General features: G+C 71.2%; 18 protein-coding genes. 12 read left to right on the forward strand and 6 right to left on the reverse strand.

The window, feature by feature from the left end; genetic code table 11:
- Positions 1 to 77: 77 nt before the first annotated feature.
- The 5 genes from yajC (at position 78) to AB0J06_RS22680 (ending at position 7,006) form a co-directional block, all read left to right on the forward strand.
- Positions 78 to 413: a preprotein translocase subunit YajC gene (gene yajC / locus AB0J06_RS22660; RefSeq protein ID WP_357431034.1), complete on the forward strand. Its 336-nt coding sequence runs from the start codon at positions 78 to 80 to the stop codon at positions 411 to 413.
- Positions 414 to 573: 160 nt separating this feature from the next.
- The gene (gene secD / locus AB0J06_RS22665) at positions 574 to 2,454 is read left to right on the forward strand and encodes a protein translocase subunit SecD (RefSeq protein ID WP_357431036.1); all 1,881 of its coding nucleotides are present in this window, start codon (positions 574 to 576) and stop codon (positions 2,452 to 2,454) included.
- Position 2,455: 1 nt separating this feature from the next.
- A complete protein-coding gene (secF, locus tag AB0J06_RS22670; RefSeq protein ID WP_357431038.1) occupies positions 2,456 to 3,649 on the forward strand; it encodes a protein translocase subunit SecF in 1,194 nt (397 codons plus the stop codon).
- Positions 3,650 to 3,732: 83 nt separating this feature from the next.
- Positions 3,733 to 4,296 carry an adenine phosphoribosyltransferase gene (locus AB0J06_RS22675; RefSeq protein ID WP_357431040.1) on the forward strand — a complete coding sequence of 188 codons (564 nt, stop codon included), beginning with the start codon at positions 3,733 to 3,735 and terminating at the stop codon, positions 4,294 to 4,296.
- Between the two features lie 169 nt (positions 4,297 to 4,465).
- Complete coding sequence (locus AB0J06_RS22680; RefSeq protein WP_357431042.1) at positions 4,466 to 7,006, forward strand: bifunctional (p)ppGpp synthetase/guanosine-3',5'-bis(diphosphate) 3'-pyrophosphohydrolase; 2,541 nt, start codon at positions 4,466 to 4,468, stop codon at positions 7,004 to 7,006.
- Between the two features lie 171 nt (positions 7,007 to 7,177).
- On the opposite strand, the gene AB0J06_RS22685 is transcribed toward AB0J06_RS22680, so the two are convergent.
- Complete coding sequence (locus AB0J06_RS22685) at positions 7,178 to 8,005, reverse strand: peptidylprolyl isomerase (RefSeq protein ID WP_357431044.1); 828 nt, start codon at positions 8,003 to 8,005, stop codon at positions 7,178 to 7,180.
- Positions 8,006 to 8,048: 43 nt separating this feature from the next.
- Complete coding sequence (locus tag AB0J06_RS22690) at positions 8,049 to 8,912, reverse strand: peptidylprolyl isomerase (RefSeq protein WP_357431046.1); 864 nt, start codon at positions 8,910 to 8,912, stop codon at positions 8,049 to 8,051.
- Positions 8,913 to 9,183: 271 nt separating this feature from the next.
- On the opposite strand from AB0J06_RS22690, the gene AB0J06_RS22695 reads away from it, so the two are divergent.
- The 3 genes from AB0J06_RS22695 to AB0J06_RS22705 all read left to right on the forward strand — a co-directional run bounded on the left by AB0J06_RS22695 (position 9,184) and on the right by AB0J06_RS22705 (position 12,277).
- On the forward strand, positions 9,184 to 9,897 hold the full coding sequence (locus AB0J06_RS22695) for an MBL fold metallo-hydrolase (protein ID WP_357431048.1): 714 nt from the start codon (positions 9,184 to 9,186) through the stop codon (positions 9,895 to 9,897).
- A gap of 38 nt (positions 9,898 to 9,935) precedes the next feature.
- Positions 9,936 to 11,258, forward strand: a complete 1,323-nt coding sequence (gene hisS, locus AB0J06_RS22700; RefSeq protein WP_357431050.1) for a histidine--tRNA ligase — start codon at positions 9,936 to 9,938, stop codon at positions 11,256 to 11,258.
- Positions 11,259 to 11,326: 68 nt separating this feature from the next.
- Complete coding sequence (locus AB0J06_RS22705) at positions 11,327 to 12,277, forward strand: acyl-ACP desaturase (protein ID WP_357431052.1); 951 nt, start codon at positions 11,327 to 11,329, stop codon at positions 12,275 to 12,277.
- A gap of 109 nt (positions 12,278 to 12,386) precedes the next feature.
- On the opposite strand, the gene AB0J06_RS22710 is transcribed toward AB0J06_RS22705, so the two are convergent.
- Entirely contained in the window at positions 12,387 to 12,905 is a 519-nt protein-coding gene (locus AB0J06_RS22710; protein ID WP_357431054.1) for a PaaI family thioesterase, read from the reverse strand.
- A 56-nt stretch (positions 12,906 to 12,961) separates the two neighbouring features.
- Here AB0J06_RS22710 and AB0J06_RS22715 point away from each other — a divergent pair, with 56 nt between their 5' ends.
- The 4 genes from AB0J06_RS22715 (at position 12,962) to AB0J06_RS22730 (ending at position 17,558) form a co-directional block, all read left to right on the forward strand.
- The gene (locus tag AB0J06_RS22715; RefSeq protein ID WP_357431056.1) at positions 12,962 to 13,435 is read left to right on the forward strand and encodes a helix-turn-helix domain-containing protein; all 474 of its coding nucleotides are present in this window, start codon (positions 12,962 to 12,964) and stop codon (positions 13,433 to 13,435) included.
- A gap of 40 nt (positions 13,436 to 13,475) precedes the next feature.
- Positions 13,476 to 15,077: an MFS transporter gene (locus tag AB0J06_RS22720; RefSeq protein WP_357431058.1), complete on the forward strand. Its 1,602-nt coding sequence runs from the start codon at positions 13,476 to 13,478 to the stop codon at positions 15,075 to 15,077.
- 189 nt (positions 15,078 to 15,266) lie between these two features.
- Positions 15,267 to 16,808, forward strand: a complete 1,542-nt coding sequence (locus tag AB0J06_RS22725) for a methyl-accepting chemotaxis protein (RefSeq protein WP_357431060.1) — start codon at positions 15,267 to 15,269, stop codon at positions 16,806 to 16,808.
- Between the two features lie 207 nt (positions 16,809 to 17,015).
- Complete coding sequence (locus AB0J06_RS22730) at positions 17,016 to 17,558, forward strand: MarR family winged helix-turn-helix transcriptional regulator (protein WP_357431062.1); 543 nt, start codon at positions 17,016 to 17,018, stop codon at positions 17,556 to 17,558.
- Here the strand turns inward: AB0J06_RS22730 and AB0J06_RS22735 are convergent.
- Genes AB0J06_RS22735 through AB0J06_RS22745 form a run of 3 tightly spaced genes read right to left on the reverse strand, consistent with a single transcriptional unit; the run spans position 17,480 to position 19,733 of the window.
- The gene (locus tag AB0J06_RS22735; RefSeq protein ID WP_357431064.1) at positions 17,480 to 18,277 is read right to left on the reverse strand and encodes an ABC transporter ATP-binding protein; all 798 of its coding nucleotides are present in this window, start codon (positions 18,275 to 18,277) and stop codon (positions 17,480 to 17,482) included. The two genes, AB0J06_RS22730 and AB0J06_RS22735, sit on opposite strands and share 79 nt — an antisense overlap.
- A complete protein-coding gene (locus tag AB0J06_RS22740) occupies positions 18,274 to 19,338 on the reverse strand; it encodes an iron ABC transporter permease (protein ID WP_357431066.1) in 1,065 nt (354 codons plus the stop codon). Before AB0J06_RS22740 ends, AB0J06_RS22735 begins: the two co-directional genes overlap by 4 nt.
- Complete coding sequence (locus tag AB0J06_RS22745) at positions 19,335 to 19,733, reverse strand: iron chelate uptake ABC transporter family permease subunit (RefSeq protein ID WP_357431068.1); 399 nt, start codon at positions 19,731 to 19,733, stop codon at positions 19,335 to 19,337. The genes AB0J06_RS22740 and AB0J06_RS22745 overlap by 4 nt, the downstream gene beginning before the upstream one ends.
- Between the last annotated feature and the right edge of the window lie 95 nt (positions 19,734 to 19,828).

Consider the following 19,828-nt stretch of genomic DNA (forward strand, 5'->3'; position numbering starts at 1 on the left):
CTGTACAGGATGTCAAATCCTGCCTCCGCTCCGACGTGTCCACGGCGTGACGGAGGCTAATGGGAAGGTCATTAACCGTGCTTTACGCAGCACAGAGCGGCGGCGGAGCCGGCAGCTTCATGCCGATCCTCATGATCGCTCTGCTCTTCGGCGTCATGTATTTCATGATGATCCGTCCTCAGCAGAAGCGTCGTCGCGAGGCCGAGCAGATGCAGTCGTCGATCGGCCCCGGCGATGAGATCGTCACGATCGGGGGCCTTTACGGCACGGTCGCGAGCGTCGATGACGAGACCGTCGTCCTCGAGGTGGCGCCCGGCGTCCAGACCCGCTACGCCCGTCCGGCGATCGCCCGGGTCGTCAACAAGACGGAGCGCGCCGAGTCGGTCCACGAAGAGGCCGAAGTCAAGGAGTGACCGTCCCGGGGTAACGGGATCGGCACCGCATCGAAGATACTTGATAACCGTGCCGGCGTGACGCCACGCCGGTACGGCACGCACCCCGCCCGCCGGCATGCCGGCGCTCCACCCGCCGCCGAGCATCAGCGGCCGAACCGCGCAGGGAGACAGGACAGCCGTGGCACCACCTCAGGGGCAGATGCGTCCCGGGCGGCAACTCGCCGCACTCGGGCTCATCTTCGCCGTCCTCTACCTCTTGGTCTTCTTCGCCGGCGCCAGCGGCAGCTGGAAGCAGCGGCTGGAGCCCAAGCTGGGCCTGGACCTCATCGGCGGCACCCGGGTGACGCTCGAGGCGACCACCGAAGACGGCAAGGCGCCACCGGCGTCCTCGCTGGAGCGGGCGCGCGAGATCATTGAGAGCCGGGTCAACGGGCTCGGCGTCTCGGAGGCCGAGGTGGTGGCCGAGGGTAACCGCAACATCGTGATCTCCCTGCCCGGCCAGAACCGCGACCTGAGCGAGGTCGGCAACGCGGCCGAGCTGCGGTTCCGCAAGCTGCTCAAGGCGACCGACGGCGGCGGGGCCAGCGCGGCCGCGCCGACCCCCGCGCCGAGCGGCTCCGCTGTCCCGGCCCCGAGCGGCTCGGCGAGCCCCGGTGCCGAGGTGAAGCCGAGCCCCGGTGGCCAGGGCGGCATGGCGCCGGCCCCGACGCCGAGCGGCGCCGCCACCCCGACCGCGGCCGCCACCCCGACCGCGACGCCGACCGCTTCGGCGGCCCCCGGTGAGCAGAGCGTCGAGGAGCAGCGCGCGGCGGTGCAGAAGAAGGTCGGTCCCGCCGCCTGGGCGGCCGCGTCCGGACTGCAGGCGCCGGCCGACATGACCCAGGACCCGACGATCGCCCAGACGCTCAAGCCCTTCGGCGCGCTCTCGCCGCAGGAGGTCAAGGTGCTCCCGCCGGCGATGCAGTTCAACGTTCCCACGATCACGTGCGAGCAGTTGGACAAGCGGCAGGCCGGGTCGATCAGCGACGAGAAGCAGCAGGTGGTGGCCTGTGAGGGGCCGGTCAAGTACCTGCTCGACCAGGCGAAGGTCCTCGGCACCGACGTCAGCAAGGCGAGCGCCGTGATCGACCAGCAGGCCGGCGGGCGCTGGGTGGTGAGTCTCAACTTCACCGGCGACGGCCAGAAGAAGTGGACCAACCTGACCCGCGAGGCCTTCAACAACGAGGGCGGCGCCTGCGATCAGGCCGCGCTCGGCGACAGTGGCAAGTGCCGGGTCGCGGTGGTGCTGGACAACAAGATCATCTCGTCGCCCGAGATCCAGGGCGTGCTGACCGGCGACTCGCAGATCACCGGTAACTTCACCAGCAAGGACGCGAACGAGCTCGCCAGCAACCTGCGCTTCGGTGCGCTGCCGCTGACGTTCACGCCGCAGGAGGCGCAGAACATCTCCGCCACGCTCGGCATCGAGCACCTCAAGGGCGGTCTGCTGGCGGCCGGCATCGGCATGCTGCTGGTGGCGATCTACGCGTTCTTCTACTACCGCCTGCTCGGCTCGGTCATCTTCCTCAGCCTGATCCTCTCCGGCCTGCTGGTCTTCGGCGCGCTGGTCGTGCTCGGCCGGCAGATCGGCTTCACCCTGACACTGGCCGGTATCGCCGGTTTCATCGTCTCGTTGGGTGTCGCCGCCGACTCCTTCGTCATCTACTTCGAACGCCTCAAGGATGAGATCCGCGAGGGACGGAGCCCGCGCAGCGCGGTGCCCCGGGCGTGGGTCCGGGCGCGGCGGACGATCATCTCCGCCAACGCGGTCTCGCTGCTCGCCGCCGTGGTGCTCTACGTCGTGTCGGTCGGCACGGTGCAGGGCTTCGCCTTCGCGCTGGGTCTCGCCACCGTGCTCGACCTGGTGGTGGTCTTCCTGTTCCGGCACCCGATCATGACGATGTTCGCCCGTACCCAGGCGTTCCTTTCGCCCCGCGTGAGTGGCCTCGGTCGGGTCCTGCAGCAACGTCATGACGACGCCGACCCGGCCGCGTCCCGCACCCGCGTGAAGGAGGCCTGAGATGGCTCGCAGCGGTCTCGCCAATCGCCTCTACCGGGGCGAAGCCGGTCTCAACGTCATCGGCCGGCGCAAGCTCTGGTTCGCGGTCGCCGGCGCGCTCATTCTGATCGCGATCCTGAGCTTCGCGGTGCGTGGCTTCACCCTGGGGATCGAGTTCAAGGGCGGCAACGAGTTCCAGGTCCCGGTCAGCGTCGGCACGATGCAGGAGGCGGAGAGCGCGGTCAACAGCGCCATCCGTGACGTGCAGGGTGGCGCCGACGGTCGGGTCGTCTCGGCCCAGCAGGTCGGCAGTGCCGACTCAGGGACCTACCTGCTGCGCACCACGCAGCTCGAGGCGAACCAGTCGACGCAGGTGCAGCAGAAGGTCGCGAACGAGTTCGGGATCTCCGCCGAGGCGATCAGCCAGAGCCAGGTGAGTCCCTCCTTCGGCGGGCAGGTGACGCAACGCGCCCTGCTCGGTCTGGTGGTCTTCATCGTTCTGGTGACGATCTACCTGGTCCTGCGCTTCGAGTGGCGGATGGCCTTCGCCGCGGTCTCGTCGCTCATCTTCGACCTCGTCCTCACCGCGGGCATCTACTCGCTGGTCGGCTTCGAGGTCACCCCGTCCACGGTCGTCGGATTCCTCACCATCCTCGGCTGGGCCCTGTACGACGTCGTCGTGGTCTTCGACAAGGTGCAGGAGAACACGCGGGGGATCACGGCGGGCAGCACCCGGACCTACAGCGAGGCCGCCAACCTGGCGGTCAACCAGACGCTGATGCGGTCGATCAACACCGGTCTGGTGGCCCTGCTGCCGGTCGGTGGCCTGCTGTTCATCGGTGCGGGTTTCCTGGGCGCCGGCACGCTCAAGGACCTGGGCCTGGTGCTCTTCGTGGGTATGGGCATCGCGGTCTTCTCGTCGATCTTCTTCGCCACTCCGGTGCTGACGACGCTGAAGGACTACGAGCCGCGGATCCAGGCGCACACCAAGCGGGTGCTGGCCCGGCGCGCCTCCGGCGGTTCGAGCCGGGACGTGGCGAAGGGCGGCAGCCGTTCCGCGCAGCAGTCGGCCGAGCCGGCCGATGCCGAGGCGGCCGCGCTGGCCGGCGCCGCTCCGAAGGTGGGCTCGCGTCCGGCTGCGAAGCGCTCGGCCGGGGCGCGCGGTGGTCGTCCGGGCGGTGGCGGCAACCGGCCCGGCGGCGCGAAGCGACGCTGACCCCGTACCAGTTGTGATTCAGGGCGTCCGTCATGCTGTGCGAGCAGCGTGACGGACGCCCTGAATCGTCGGAGAGGAACAACGTGACGGAGACCCACGCCGCGGTACGCGGCGACAGCGGATCGGTCACCGCGCAGCTGGTGGTGAGCCGGGTGCTGGACGTACCGGATTTCCCCAAGCCGGGTGTGATGTTCAAGGACCTGACGCCGCTGTTCGCGGACGGCGACGTGTTCCGGCAGGTGATCGACAGCATCGTCGAGCACCACGGACGTGACTCCTTCGACGTGGTGGTCGGCATCGAGGCGCGCGGCTTCGTGATCGCCGCGGCGATCGCGTACGCGACCGGGGTGGGCGTCGTGCCGGTGCGCAAGGCCGGCAAGCTGCCGCGCCCGGCGTTCAACGCGACGTACGCGCTGGAGTACGGCGAGGCGGTGCTCGAAGTGCACCAGGACGCCTTCACCGCGGGGCAGCGGGTGCTGGTGGTCGACGATGTCCTCGCGACGGGTGGCACCGCGGAGGCGACCCTGGACCTGGTCGAACGCGCCGGCGGCATGGTCGCCGGATTCACGGTTCTGATGGAGCTCGCGTTCCTTGGCGGCCGGGAGCGGCTGGCTCCGCGTCCGCTGCACGCGCTTTTGACCGTCTGACACCTTTTTAGGCTTCTTGCCCGATCTTGCGAACGAAGGAAAGCACGTCCGAGTGGTCGTACGGGTACGATTACTTGCCTGACCAGGCAGGGACGCTTCATTCCCGGCTGGCGCAGGACCAGGTGAGCCGACTACGGTCGGCTCAATCCCGGCAAGTGTGAGGAGGCCGGTGTCCCACGACGTCGCCCCTTCCGTGGAGGGCACTGTGCACCCGACTGGTGAGGCCAACGGCACCGACGACGCGATCGAGGCTGGCCACGTGGCCGCCTCCGCGCCGGTGACGCCCATCGAACTCGACGTCGAGGCGCCGCTCAACGGCGTCGCCGAGTTCACCGCCACGAACTCCGGGGAACACCCCGGCGACGGGGCGTCCGGCACCGTGCTGCCGTTCCCGGCCTCGGGGCGGCCTGCGGCGGTCGAGCCCGGTGTCACCACCTCCGGATTCGGTCTGGTCAACGCGCCGACCGGCCGGCGGGTGCGGGCCCGGCTGGCCCGCTTCAACGCGCCCTGGCAGACGCCGCAGGTCAGTGAGGTCCTGGAGCCGCTGATCGCGACGCACCGGGCGAGTCACCCGAAGGCCGACGGCCGGCTGCTGCAACGCGCCTTCGACATGGCCGCGCGGTGGCACACCGGCCAGTACCGCAAGTCCGGCGACCCCTACATCACCCACCCGCTCGCCGTTGCCACGATCCTGGCCAACCTCGGCATGGACACCACCACGCTGGTGGCCGCGCTGCTGCACGACACGATCGAGGACACCGACTACACCCTCGACCAGATGCGGACGGACTTCGGCGGCGAGGTCGCGCTCCTGGTCGACGGCGTCACCAAGCTCGACAAGGTCAAGCTCGGTGACGCGGCGAAGGCCGAGACGATCCGCAAGATGGTCGTGGCGATGGCGAAGGACCCACGGGTGCTGGTCATCAAGCTCGCCGACCGGCTGCACAACATGCGGACCCTGACCTTCCTGCCCAAGGCCAAGCAGGATCAGAAGGCCAAGGAGACGCTGGAGATCCTGGCCCCGCTGGCCCACCGCCTGGGTATGAACACGATCAAGTGGGAGTTGGAGGACCTGGCCTTCGGCACCCTCTTCCCGAAGCGGTTCGAGGAGATCAACCGGCTGATCGGAGAGCACCAGCCGCAGCGGGACACGCTGCTGCGCCAGGTGACGCAGAAGGTGCAGCTCGACCTCAAGGCCGCCAAGATCAAAGCGGAGACCACCGGTCGCCCGAAGCACCTCTACTCGATCTACCAGAAGATGATCGTCCGTGGCCGCGACTTCAATGACATCTACGACCTTGTCGGTGTGCGGATCCTGGTCGAGACCGTCCGCGACTGCTACGCCGCCCTCGGTGTGATCCACGCGAACTGGCAGCCCGTTCCGGGCCGGTTCAAGGACTACATCGCGATGCCCAAGTTCAACATGTACCAGTCGTTGCACACGACGGTCATCGGGCCGACCGGCAAGCCGGTGGAGATGCAGATCCGCACCTACGCGATGCACCGCACCGCGGAGTTCGGCATCGCGGCGCACTGGAAGTACAAGGAGCAGAAGGGCGCGACGATCGTCGGCCCGCCGGCGCACATCGACGAGATGACCTGGCTGCGTCAGTTGCTCGACTGGCAGCGTGAGGCGAGCGACCCGAGCGAGTTCCTCGACGCGCTCCGTTTCGACCTCTCCAGCCAGGAGGTCTACGTCTTCACACCCAAGGGCGACGTCATCCCGCTGCCCACCGGCTCGACGCCGGTCGACTTCGCCTACGCCGTGCACACCCAGGTGGGCCACAAGTGCATCGGCGCCCGGGTCAACGGCAAGCTCGTGCCGCTGGAGTCGACGCTCTCCAACGGCGACGTGATCGAGATCTTCACGTCGAAGTCCGAAACCGCCGCCCCCACCCAGGACTGGCTCGGCTTCGTCAAGAGTCCCCGCGCCCGCACGAAGATCCGGCAGTACTTCAACAAGGAACGCCGCGAGGAGGCGATCGAGGCCGGCAAGGACTCGATCGTCAAGGCGATGCGTAAGCAGGGCATGCCCCTGCAGCGCATGCTCACCTCCGACAACCTCATGGCGATCGCCCGCGACCTGCATCTGGCCGATGTCGCCTCGCTCTACGCGGCGGTCGGCGACAGCCAGGTGTCGGCGCAGTCGGTGGTGCAGCGCCTGATGGCCGGCTACGGCGGTGAGGAAGGCGCGGCCGAAGACCTCGCGGAGACCGCCGTCGCGACCCGTCCGCCGCGTGCCCGTACCGCTGGTCACGACCCGGGTGTGGTGGTCCGCGGGGTCAGCGACGTCTGGATCAAGCTCGCCCGCTGCTGCACGCCCGTGCCACCGGACACCGTCTTCGGCTTCGTCACCCGCTCCGGCGGGGTGAGCGTGCACCGCGACGACTGCGCCAACGCGGAGGACCTCAAGGTGCAGGGCGAGCGGATCGTCGAGGTGAGCTGGAAGCTCACGTCCGCGTCCACGTTCCTGGTGGCGATCCAGGTGGAGGCGCTGGACCGGCACAAGTTGCTGGCCGACGTCACCCGGGTCCTCTCCGAGGAGCGGGTCAACATCCTCTCCGCGACGGTGACCACCACACGCGACCGGGTTGCCGTCAGCCGGTTCAGCTTCGAGATGGCCGACCCCAAGCACCTCGGTCACCTGCTGGCGGCGGTGCGCAAGGTCGATGGCGTCTTCGACGCCTACCGGGTCACGTCGGGGGCCTGACAGGCTCGCTCGCGCACGGCTGGGTTCGGGCGCTGTGCTTGTCCGTCACGCTTGAAGCCGGCTGCCGGTCATCCGCTCCCCGAACGCGCAGGGGCTCGTCGTCGGCACCGAAAAGGCTCCCCACCGTCCCGGACGACCGGGTGGTGGGGAGCCTATTTCGGGATCGACGCGCTACTGCGCGGCGGTGACCGTCAGCTTCTTGATCTCGATGTCGTCCTTCGGGTGACCGCCACCGGGCTGCGGATCGAAGGCGCCGTCGTGCCCCTTGGCCGTCGCCTTCTTGAGGTTGTCCAGCCCGGATGTGACCTTGCCGATGACCGTGTAGTCCGGGCTCAGCTCGACGTCCTCGGTGATGGCGAAGAACTGGCTGCCGTTGGTGTCGGGGCCGCTGTTGGCGAGCGCGACGACCCCGGCCGGATAGGCCGGGCGCTGGTTGACCGGCAGGTTCTCGTTGGCGTAGCGGAAGCTCGGACCGCCGGTGCCGTCGGTCTCGCGGTAACCCTTGCCCTTGGCGCTCGGGTCACCGCACTGCAGCATGCCCGGGAACATGCGGTGGCACTTGGTGCCGTCCCAGAAGTTCTTGCTGGCCAGGTGGGTGAACGCGGCCGCGCTGCACGGCGACTTGGCCAGGTCCATGGTGACCGCGACGGGACCGAAGTTCGTGTCGAGGTTCATCACCTGGGTGCCGCTTGTCGGCGGGTTGGTGGTCGGGGGCAGGCCGACGTCCTTGGTGGTGGGGGTGCGCTGGTCGGCGGGCACCTCGTTCCACACGCACGTGGTGCGCGCCGCCTCGGCGCCCTTCGCCGAGGGCGTCTTGTCGTCGTCGCCGAGCTGGGAGATCAGCCACACGGTGCCCGCCACCACGAGCAGGAGGGCGACCCCCGCGCCGACGGCGGCCTGCATCTGGCGGCGCTTGCGGGCCGCGGCGGCGCGCTGGGCCATCTCCTTTTCGAGGCGGGCCCGCGCGGCGGCGCGCTGCCGCTCCTTGGTGGACGTCACGGTGGCTCCTCCTGGAACTGTGTGTGCGGTGGGTCGGTCGGGGCTAGCCGGCGGCCGAGGGCGAGCCGGACGGTGCGGTGGCCGGCTCGGTCGTCACCTCGCCGACGGTGAGGCTCTGGATGACCACGTCGGTCTTCGGCTTCACCTTGGCGCCCGACCCATTGTCCACCGTTTCCATGCCGCCTATCTTGCGGACGACGTCGAGACCCGCGCCCACCGTGCCGACGATGGGGTAGCTCGGCTGGGTCGGGTTGAAGTCCTTGAAGAAGACGAGGAACTGGCTGCCGTTGGCGCCCGGCGCGCTGCCGACCAGCGCGACGGTGCCGGCGGGGTACAGGGGCGGCTGCCCGGGCACGGGACTCGCCGACGGGGTCGGCTCGGGCGCGCTGGGCACGTTCTCGTTGAAGAACGAGTAGGTGGGGCCGCCCTGCCCGGTGCCGCTCGGGTCGCCGCAGCGCAGCGCCCCCTCCGCGGTGATCTCGTGGCACTTGGTGTTGTCGAAGAAGTTGCGACCCGTGAGGTGGGCGAAGCTGGCCGCCGCGCAGGGGGCGTCGGTGACGTTCAGCTGCACCGTGACCGGGCTGCCCTGGTTGGTGGTGATGACCATGGGCCGGGTGCCGCTGGTCGGGAGCCCCGTGGTCGGCGGCGTGCCGACATCCTTGAGGTTGCTGTTGGCCGCGGCGTCCTGCCGGGTCCACGAGCACACCTCGGCGGCGGTCGCCTTGGGTTTGCGGTCGAAGCCGCCCAGCGCCCAGATCGAGCCGAGCACGATCAGCAGCAGGGCGAGGCCCGCCCCGACACCGGCCTGGATCTGGCGCTTGCGCCGCGCGGCCGAGGCCCGGCGGGCCATCTGCCGGTCGAGCTTGGCGCGCGCCAGTTTGCGCTGCCGGTCCCTGCTGGAAGCCACCCGTGCTCCCCTTCCTTTGACCGTGATGCCGATGAGCTGGTCGTCGTGCGGAAGGCATGCGTGGTCGTCGCGCGTCAAGTGCGCCGTGCCACACGCCCGCCAGAGTGTACGGGTATCCGCTGGGAAATTGTTGTACGAGGTGGGCCCCGCGACTAATCGGAGATCATCGTTGCGTCTCCGGGTGGCTGGCGCCGGGGTGTACGGCGCGAAAGCCGGTGGTGCCTGCGACTAGGCTCGGGGCTGACCAACCCTGGACAAGAGGAGAGCGCCCGTGCTCGTCGCCGGCTTTCCCGCCGACGCTTTCGGCACCAACTGCTACGTGGTGGCCACCGCGCCGGGGGAACAGTGTGTCGTGGTCGACCCCGGCATCGGGGTGCTCGACCGGCTCGACGCCCTCCTCGCGGAGCACCGCCTGCATCCGGCCGCTGTGCTGCTCACCCACGGCCACCTCGACCACACCTTCTCGGTGGCGCCGGTCTGCGGGGCGCGGGGCATCACGGCGTACGTGCACCCGGCCGACCGTGAGCTGCTCGCCGACCCCGCCAAGGCGCTCTCCATGGACCTCAGCTCGCTCTTCGGTGGCCGGCTGCCCTACACCGAGCCGGAGGATGTGGCCGAGCTGACCGACGGTGCGGCGCTCTCCCTGGCCGGGCTGGAGATCACCGTCGACCACGCGCCGGGCCATACCGGCGGGTCGGTGCTGTTCCGGCTGCCGGGCGCGGGCTCCCAGTGGGACGCGGACCAGGTCTGCCTCTCCGGCGACGTCCTCTTCGCCGGCTCGATCGGCCGAACCGACCTGCCGGGCGGCAGCCACCCGGCGATGCTCACGAGTCTGCGGGAGAAGGTCCTCCCGCTCGCCGACGACACCGTCGTGCTGCCCGGCCACGGTCCCGCGACCACCATGGGCCGGGAGCGCGCCACCAACCCGTACCTGCTCGAGGTCATGGACCACGGCGCGCAGCCGGCCCCCACGACAGGCCTGTGATTCGCTCGCGCCAGGGCGCGAGAACCGAGGAGCTTTCTATGAGCAAGCCGACACCGATCTCCGGGTTTCCCGAGTGGCTGCCCCCGCAGCGGATGATCGAGCAGTACGTCATCGACCGAATCCGCTCCACCTTCGAGCTCTACGGCTTCGCCCCACTGGAGACCCGCGCGGTCGAGCCGATGGACCAGTTGCTGCGCAAGGGGGAGACCTCCAAGGAGGTCTACGTCCTGCGCCGGCTGCAGGAGGAGGCAGGCGGCGGGGATGACTCGCTGGGCCTGCACTTCGACCTGACCGTGCCGTTCGCCCGGTTCGTCCTGGAGAACGCGGGGAAGCTGCAGTTCCCGTTCCGCCGCTACCAGATCCAGAAGGTGTGGCGGGGTGAGCGCCCGCAGGAGGGGCGCTACCGGGAGTTCCTGCAGGCCGACATCGACATCGTCGACCGGGACACGCTGCCGGCGCACTACGAGGCCGAGTTGCCGCTCATCATCGGTGACGCCCTCGGCGGGCTGCCGATCCCGCCGGTGCGCATCCAGGTCAACAACCGCAAGGTGTGTGAGGGCTTCTACCGCGGGCTCGGTCTGACCGACCCGGAGGCGGCGCTGCGCGCGGTCGACAAGCTCGACAAGATCGGTCCGGACAAGGTCGCGGCGCTGTTGGCCGAGACGGCGGGGGCGAGTGACGCGCAGGCCAAGGCGGTGCTGGCGCTCGCCGATATCGCCACCGAGGACGCCTCCTTCGCCGACGCGGTGGGCGCGCTCGGAGTGAGCGACCCGCTGCTCGACGAGGGGCTCGCGGAGTTGGTCGAGGTGGTGGAGACGGCGGCCGAGCACGCGCCGGGGCTCTGCGTCGCGGATCTGAAGATCGCGCGCGGCCTGGACTACTACACCGGCACGGTCTACGAGACGCAGATGAAGGGGTACGAGCGCTTCGGCTCCGTCTGCTCCGGTGGCCGTTACGACAACCTGGCGACCTCGGGCACGGACCGCTTCCCGGGGGTCGGCATCTCGATCGGCGTCACCCGGCTGCTCGGGCTCCTCTTCGGCGCCGGCGAGTTGACGGTCTCCCGATCGGTGCCGACCTGCGTGCTGGTCGCGCTCCCCGCCGAGGACCGGCGGCGCGACGGCGGCCGGATCGCGGAGGCGCTGCGCCGTCGCGGCATCCCGACCGAGGTGTCGCCGTCCGCGGCCAAGTTCGGCAAGCAGATCCGGTACGCGGAGCGGCGGGGCATCCCGTACGTGTGGTTCCCCGGTGGCGACGGGGTGGCCGACAGCGTGAAGGACATCCGCTCGGGTGAGCAGGTGGACGCGACCGCCGACACCTGGACCCCGCCCGCCGCTGACCTGCGCCCGGCGGTGAACTGATCAGTAACTAGCGCGGCGCGGATTTCTAACCTACGGTTGCGTAAGTTACGCCACCGTAGGGAGTTCGCATGACCGTCGGAACCACCCCGCTGACCCAGGCCGCGCTGCTCACCGAGCTCGAACCCGTGGTCGCGCGCAATCTCGACCGGCACCTCGCGATCGCGAAGGAGTGGTTCCCGCACGAATACGTGCCGTGGAGCGCCGGGCGCACGTTCGACGGGGTGCTCGGGGGTGAGGCGTGGACGCCGCAGGACTCGCCGATCCCCGACGTCGCCCGCACCGCGCTGGTGGTCAACCTGCTCACCGAGGACAACCTGCCGTCGTACCACCACGAGATCGCCACCCAGTTCGGCCGGGACGGCGCCTGGGGGACGTGGGTGCACCGGTGGACGGCGGAGGAGGGGCGGCACGGGACCGCGATCCGCGACTACCTGACCGTCACCCGCGCGGTCGACCCGGTGGCGCTGGAGCGCGCCCGGATGGAGCACATGGCCGCCGGCTACGTCAACCAGCACAACGACGAGGTGCTGCACTCGCTGGCGTACGTGTCGTTCCAGGAGTTGGCCACGCGCATCTCGCACCGCAACACCGGCAAGGCCACCGGCGACCCGCTCTGCGACCAGTTGCTGGCCCGGATCGCGGCCGACGAGAACCTGCACATGGTCTTCTACCGCAACCTGCTCGCTGCCGCGTTCGAGCTGGCCCCCAGTCAGGCGATGCGGGCGGTCGCGGACGTGGTCGCCGACTTCCAGATGCCCGGCGTCGGCATCGACGGGTTCGCCCGCAAGTCGGTGCAGATCGCGCTGGCCGGCATCTACGACCTGCGCCAGCACCGCGACGAGGTGCTCGTCCCGGTGCTGCGGCAGTGGGACGTCTGGAACGTCACCGGCCTCGACGGCGACGGCGAGGCCGCGCGCGAGGAGCTCGCGACGCAGCTGGCCGAGCTGGAGCGGTCGGCGTCGCGCTTCGAGGAGAAGCGGGCCGCCCGGCACGCCCGCCAGGCCGCCCGCATCAGCTGAGTTTCCGCGCGCCCTCACCTCGCCGCGTCACCCGCCGATAGGCCGGGTGACGGCGCTGGGGTGAAGGGGAGCGGATGCGCGCGACGCAGGTCCCGACCGGCGTCGCGCGTCAGGCCTGACCGGTCGGCACTTCGAAGATCATGCAGCTGGAGATGGCGTGCGCGACGAGGCGGCCGGCGCCGTCGGTGAGCTGAGCCTGGGCCAGTGCGGTGCGCCGGCCCCGCTGGATGACCGTGCCTTCGCAGCGCAGCCTGCCGGAGTCCACGGTGACCGGGCGCAGGAACTTCACGGTGAGGTCCTGCGAGGTGTAGCCGACGCCGGCCGGCAGGGTGGTGTGCACGGCGCAGGCGGCGGCGGTGTCGAGCAGCGTCGAGAGCACCCCGCCGTGCACGCTGCCGAGCGGGTTGTAGTGGAACTCCTGCGGGGTCAGGTGGGCGACCACCCGTCCCTCCTCGGCCTCGATCCAGTCCATTCCGATCAGGTGCATGATCGGCGGGGCGGGGATCTCGCCGCGCCCCATCGCCTGCAGCAACTCCAGGCCGCTGCGCCCGCCGAGCTGCGCGGCGGTGAGCGCCGGGTCGGACCAGGAGAACGTACGGCTGCGCGACTCGGTCTGGGTCTGGCTCATGGACGCAGCCTCGCAGCCGGTTGCTCGGTCTGTCAACGAGACCTAGCCTGGGTGGGATGAGACCCACAGCACTCGACTGGTCGATCGACAACTGCACGATCGCCCGGGCGATGGAGGTCCTCGGCGAGCGCTGGACCCTCGTCGTGCTCCGCGAGGTCTTCAACGGGGTCCGCCGCTTCGACGACATGCGCGAACGCACCAACATCCCGCGCCAGGTCCTCACCAACCGGCTCGCCATGCTCGTCGAGCAGCAGGTGCTGCGCCGCGAGCCCTACCGCGAACCGGGCGCGCGGCTGCGGCACGAATACCGCCTCACGGACAAAGGGCTGGACCTGTGGCCGGTGCTCGTTGCGATCCTTCAATGGGGCGACCGCTATTGCGCCGACCCCGAAGGGTCACCGCTGACCACCGTCCACCGCGGCTGCGGGGCCGAACTCCGCACCACGCTGCGGTGCGCCGCCGGGCATGAGGTCACCTCCCCGCGCGACGTCATCCCCCGTCCCGGTCCGGGGGCGCGCCGCCGGGCCTGACTGGCTGGCGCGCTCACCCCGGCGCGGTACGTTGCCCTAGATGAGCGCCACGCAACTGCCCACCCCCGCGCCGGTCTCATCGTGGGCGCCGTTGCGCAACGCGGTCTTCCGCAACCTCTGGCTGGCCGTCCTGGCGAGCAACATCGGCACCTGGATGCAGACCGTCGGGGCGCAGTGGCTGCTGGTCCACCAGCCCCACGCGTCCACCCTCGTCGCGCTGGTGCAGACCGCGAGCATGCTCCCCATACTCCTGCTCGCTCTGCCGTCCGGGGCGCTGGCCGACACGGTCGACCGGCGGCGGCTGCTCCTCACCGTGCAACTGCTGCTCTTCCTGGTCGGTGCGGCACTGACCGTGCTGACCGCGCTCGACCGGATGTCGCCGACGCTGCTGCTCACCCTGACCTTCGCGCTCGGCGTCGGTCAGGCGCTCAGCCTCCCGGCCTGGCAGGCCGTGATCCCCGGCCTGGTGCCCCGCGCGCAGATCGTCTCGGCTTCGGCGCTCGGCTCGATCAGCGTCAACCTGGCCCGCTCCGTCGGTCCGGCGATCGCCGGGGTGCTGGTGGCCAAGGTGGGTGTCGCCGCGGTCTTCGGCCTCAACACGCTCTCCTTCCTGGTCTTCGCTCTCGCGCTGCTGAGGTGGCGGACCGATGAGGAGAGCGACAGCGACCTGCCGGAACGGTTCGGAGCCGCGCTCCGCGCGGGCGGCCGGTACGTGCGCCATTCGCTGGTCGTACGCCGGATCCTCCTGCGGGCGACGCTCTTCGTGGTCCCCGGCAGCGCGCTCTGGGCGCTGCTGCCGCTGGTCGCCACGCGGCAGCTCGGCATGGGGGCCAGCGGCTACGGTGTGCTGCTCGCGGCCATGGGGACCGGCGCGATCATCGGCGCCCTCGTGCTGCCCCGGATCCGGGCCCGGCTCTCCAGCGGTCGGCTGCTGCTCCTGGCCGGGTTGACCTACGGCCTGGTGCTGCTGGTCCTCGCGCTGGTCCGCAACGTCGCCCTGGTCACGGTCGCGCTGCTGCCCGCCGGGATGGCCTGGATGACCGTGCTGTCCAGCATCAACGCCGCGATGCAGCTCTTCCTCCCCGGCTGGGTCCGTGCCCGCGGTCTCTCCGTCTACCAGGTGACCTTCGCGGGCGGCCAGGCGCTCGGGGCGCTGGCCTGGGGCGGACTGGCCCAGGCGACGAGCCTCGTCGTCGCCTACCTCGTCGCGGCCGGGGTGATGATCGCCGGTACGGCGACCGTGCGGAAGTGGCCGCTCTTCGACGTCGCCGGCCTCAACCGCGAGCCGGCGGTCTACTGGCCCGAGCCGCACCTCGTGCTCGAACCCGATCCGCACGCGGGTCCGGTGCTGGTCACCGTGACGTACACCGTCGAACCGCCGCGCCAGGACGAGTTCGTGGCGGCCATGCGGGCGGTACGCCGCTCGCGGCTGCGCACCGGCGCGGTGCGCTGGGGGATGTACCGCGAGGGCGAGGAGCAGCACCGCTTCGTGGAGATCTATGTCGTGCCCTCGTGGGACGAGCATCTGCGCCAGCACGCGGTGCGGCTCACGGAGCTCGACCAGCAGGCCGAGACCGGGGCACGGGCGCTGACCGTCTGCCCGCCCGAGGTACGTCACCTGCTGCCCGCCACCGACCGGTAGGCGACGGCGCGATCCGCTCGGGCAACGGGTGGTCTCACCTGGCGATGGTCTCCATCGTGGGGATCCCCCTTATCCCCGCGGGATGTCGGCCGATACGAGCTGTGTCGAAGGTTGTGGAGGCCGAGAATGATCTCAATGTTGCGCCGTCTGCGGGTAGGTGCCCGGTTGACCGTCGCGTTCGCTTCTGTCGTGGTTTTGCTGAGTATCGCCGCCGGGTTCGGGATCGCCGGCATCGCCGGCCAGCGGGAGAGCGCGGTGCAGGCGCAGCGGCTGCAGAAGGTCTCCCAGCAGCTCGGTGAGATGAAGTTCTACACCGACACGCTCAACTACTGGCAGTACTTCTACATGTCGCAGGCGCTGCGCGCGGGTCCCGCGATGGCCGCCCCCGACTCCGACTTCCGCAAGGGCATGATGGCCGCGAAGGGCGAGATGTACGCCGTCCTCAACGCCATCCCCACCGACGTGCTGACCGGCGCCGAGCCTGCCGCACTCGAGGCGATGAAGGCCCGGTGGACCGGGTTCTTCCAGAACGACGACAAGGTCGCCGCGGCCGCCGCGGCCGGCGACGACAAGACCGCGTTCTCGGTCTACGACAAGAACTGGATGGAGAACTACGGCCCCATCCTCAAGGAACTCAAGACGCTGACCGACTCGGTGAACGGGCGTAGCGCCGCCGCGCAGGCGAGCATGAACGCGTCGTCCAAGCAGGTGAGCACGTTCGCCACCGGTGCGCTGGTGCTCGCGGTGATCCTCGCGGTGCTGCTCGTCGTCATGGTGACCCGCAGCATCACCCAGCCGCTGGCGCGGACGGTGGCCACGCTGCGCCGGCTGGCCGCCGGTGACCTCACCGCCCCGCCGGTGGTGGGCGGCTCCGACGAACTCGCCGTCATGGACGCGGCGCTCGCCGACGCGATCGACAACACCCGGCACGCCGTGGCGACGCTGACCCGCGAGGCAGCGGTCGTCACCGACATGGCCGGCGGGCTGACCAGCACCGCGAGGGAGATCGAGGGCCGCAACGCGGAGACCGCGGCGAAGGCGGCGGCGGTCTCGGCGGCCGCGGACGTGGTGGCCAACAACGTGCAGACGGTCGCGGCGGGCGGCGAGCAGATGGGCGGCTCGATCCGGGAGATCGCGCAGAACGCGACCGAGGCGGCGCGGATCGCCTCGGTGGCGGTCGCGGCCGCGAACACCACCAACGAGATCGTCGGGAAGCTCGGCGACTCGTCCGCCGAGATCGCCACCGTCGTCAAGGTCATCACATCGATCGCCGAGCAGACCAACCTGCTGGCGCTGAACGCGACCATCGAGGCGGCCCGGGCGGGCGACGCCGGCAAGGGCTTCGCGGTCGTCGCCGGCGAGGTCAAGGATCTGGCGCAGGAGACCGCCAAGGCGACCGAGGACATCACCCGCAAGGTCGAGGCGATCCGGGCACACAGCTCGGACGCGGTCAACGCCATCGCCGAGATCTCGGATGTCATCGGCCAGATCAGCGCCTACCAGACCACGATCGCCGCGGCGGTCGAGGAGCAGACCGCCACCACGAACGAGATCGCCCGCAACATCACCGAGGCCGCTACGGGCTCCGGCGAGATCGCCGCGAACGTCTCCGGCGTCGCCGACGCCACCGAGTCGACCAACGCCAGCATCGCGGAGGTCACCGCCGCGGCCCTGGCGCTCTCCGCGACCTCCGACCGGCTGCACGCGTCGGTCACCCAGTTCCGGGTCTGACCCGCCGCGATCGTCGAGGCCCCGGCATCCGCCGGGGCCTCACTCGTGCCGCGGTTTCCCGGTCAGCGCGTCTGCACCGCGTCAGACCCGCGCGGTCGCCGGTAACCCGGTGCACCGACGGGCCGGGCGAGGGGAGCCGGGTGGGGGAGCCAGGACGTTCTGCTTCATCCTGTGCGGGTGGTTGTTCGCGACGATGCGGGGTGGTGCGTGAGCGGGACGGTCGGGGACGACATGGTGGACCTGGCCCGCGAGCTGCCGTTGTTCGGCGCCGTGGCGAGGGTGGCGCGTCGGGCGGTCCGGCGGCATGCCGCGCTGCCCCCGCTGCCGGAGGCCCAGGTGCAGGTGTTGCGCGCGGTCGAGGCGAACCCGGGCATCGGCACGGGCGCGGTCGCCGAGCGGCTGCAGTTGGTGCCGAACACGGTGTCGACGATCGTCGGCGAACTGGTCCAGGCCGGCCTGCTGTCGCGGGAGCGGGCTGCCGGGGACCGGCGGGTGGGGCGGCTGAGCCTGACGCCGGCCGCCGAGGACGCGCTGCGGCTGTGGGGCGCCGCCCGTGACGAGGTCATCTCAGCGGCCCTGCGCCGGCTCGACGACGCCGACCGCCGGGCGATCGCGCAGGCCCTGCCGGCGATGCGTCGGCTACTGGCGTTGCTCGACGTCGACGAGCCCGGTCAGGACACGAGCCGCAGCGGCACGACGACCGGGCAGCCGGCGGCCGGGTCGCGGACGACGACCGACTCGACGCCGTAGAGCCGCCGGACGAGTTCGGGCGTCACGACCTCCTGCGGGGATCCCTCGGCGACGACGCGCCCAGTGTGCAGCGCGACCAGGTGATCGGCGTAGCGGCAGGCCGCCGTCAGGTCATGCACGACGACCACGACCGTACGTCCGGCCGCGGCCAACTCCCGCAGCAGCTCGAACACCTCCAGCTGGTGGCCGAGGTCCAGCGCCGCGGTGGGCTCGTCGAGCAGCAGCACGGGGGTGTCCTGGGCGACCGCCATGGCGATCCAGGCCCGCTGCCGCTGCCCGCCGGAGAGCGTCTCCAGTGGCCGGTCGGCGAGCGCGGTGACGTCGGCCGCGGCCAGCGCCCGGTCGACGGCGTTCTGGTCCTGTGGGGACCACTGCCGCAGCAGCCCCTGGTGCGGCAGCCGGCCGAACCGGACGAGGTCGGCCACGGTCAGGCCGTCCGGCGCCTGGGCGGTCTGCGGAAGCAGCCCGATGCTGCGCGCCGCCTCCCGGGCGGACATGCGGGCCAGCGCGCGGCCGTCGAGCAGCACGGCGCCGCCGCTCGGCCGGTGCAGCCGGCTGAGCCCGGCGAGCAGCGTGCTCTTGCCGCAGCCGTTCGGGCCGACGATGGCGGTGAGCCGGCCGGGCGGCAGGGCAAGCCGCAGGGCGTCGACGACCACGGCCCGGTCGTACCCGAGGGTGAGGTCGTCGGCGCGCAGCACGGCGATATCGGACGGGGTCACGGCAGCCTCCTGGGGCGGGAACTGAGTAGGAGCCAGACGAGGTAGGGGCCGCCGACGATCGAGGTGACCAGTCCGACCGGCACCTCCACCGGCGCGGCGATGGTGCGACCGGCGGTGTCGGCGAGCAGCACCAGCACGGCCCCGGCCAGGGCGCTGCTCAGGATCGGGACGCCGCGGGGGCCGCAGACGCGTCGGGCGGCCTCGGGCGCGACCAGGGCGACCAGCCCGAGCGGTCCGCCGACGGCGACGGCCAGGCCGGCGCAGACCACGGCCAGCGCGAGCGCAGCCAGCCGGACGGCCCGGACCCGGACGCCGAGGCCGGCCGCCACGGTGTCCGGAAAGCGCAGCGCGGCCAACCGGCGGCCCACGAGCACGCTCAGTGGCAGGCAGGCGGCGAGGCCGATGCCGAGCAGTGTGATCGGCAGCGCCGGCCGGGCGTTGAGGCTGCCGACGGCCCACGGGAACGCGGCGTTCGCGGCGTCGATCGGCGCCCGGACGAGAAGCAGGTTGGTCACCGCGCCCAGGACCGCGCCGACACCGAGCCCGACGACGACGAACCGGTACCCCGAGGTGCCCGCGCCGCCGGCCAGCCCCAGGGCCAGTGCGGCGGCCGTGGCGGCGCCGACGAGCGCCATGCCGGAGGGGAGCAGCGAGGTGGAGACGCCGACGACGGAGGCGACCGCGAACGCGGTGGCGCCGTCGTCGATGCCGACCGTGCCGGGGGTGGCCAGCCGGTTGCGGGCCAGGGTCTGCATCAGACAGCCGGAGACGCCGAGCGCGGCGCCGACGAGCAGCCCCGCCTGCAGCCGCGGCAGTCGCAGCCGCTGCACCACCAGCACGTCCGTGGCGTCCCCGCTGCCGAAGAGCGCGGGAAGCGAGCGCAGCGGCCCGACCGACGCGGCGCCGACCGCGAGCGCGGCCGTGACGGCGAAGACGAGCAGGGCGGCCAGGAGCGCGGCGCCGACCGTCGCGCGTACGGGGATCAGGATGGTGCGGCTGCCCAGCCGCAGCAGCCGGGTCCCGGCGGGCGGCCGCAGGGTGGGGTGTGTGCTGGTCGTCATAGTGTGGGAACCCGTCGGGAGCGGACCACGGCGACGAGCACGGGGGCGCCGATCAGGGCGGTGACCACCCCGAGCGGCATCTCGTACGGGCGGACGAGCAGTCGGGAGGCGACGTCGGCACCGAGCACCACGCCCGGCCCGAGCAGCACCGACGGGAGCAGGACCCGACGCAGGTCGGGGCCGACGAGCGCGCGGGCGGCGAACGGGACGACCAGCCCGACGAAGGCGATGGGGCCGGCGACGGCGGTGGCGCTGCCGACCAGCAGGGCGACGGCCACGACGGCGCCCAGCCGCGCGCGCCGGGGATGGTGGCCGAGCCCGGTGGCCACCTGCTCGCCGAGGGCGAGCGCGGCCAGCGGGCGCGCGACGAGCAGCACGAGCACGCCGCCCAGCATCCTTCCTCCGTCCGATGGACTTCGAGTTCGGCCCCGACGGCGCGATGTACATGATCGAGTGGGGTACCGGCTTCGGCGGCAACAACGACAACTCG

Source organism: Micromonospora sp. NPDC049679 (assembly GCF_040659735.1).
Classification (GTDB): Bacteria; Actinomycetota; Actinomycetes; order Mycobacteriales; family Micromonosporaceae; genus Micromonospora_I.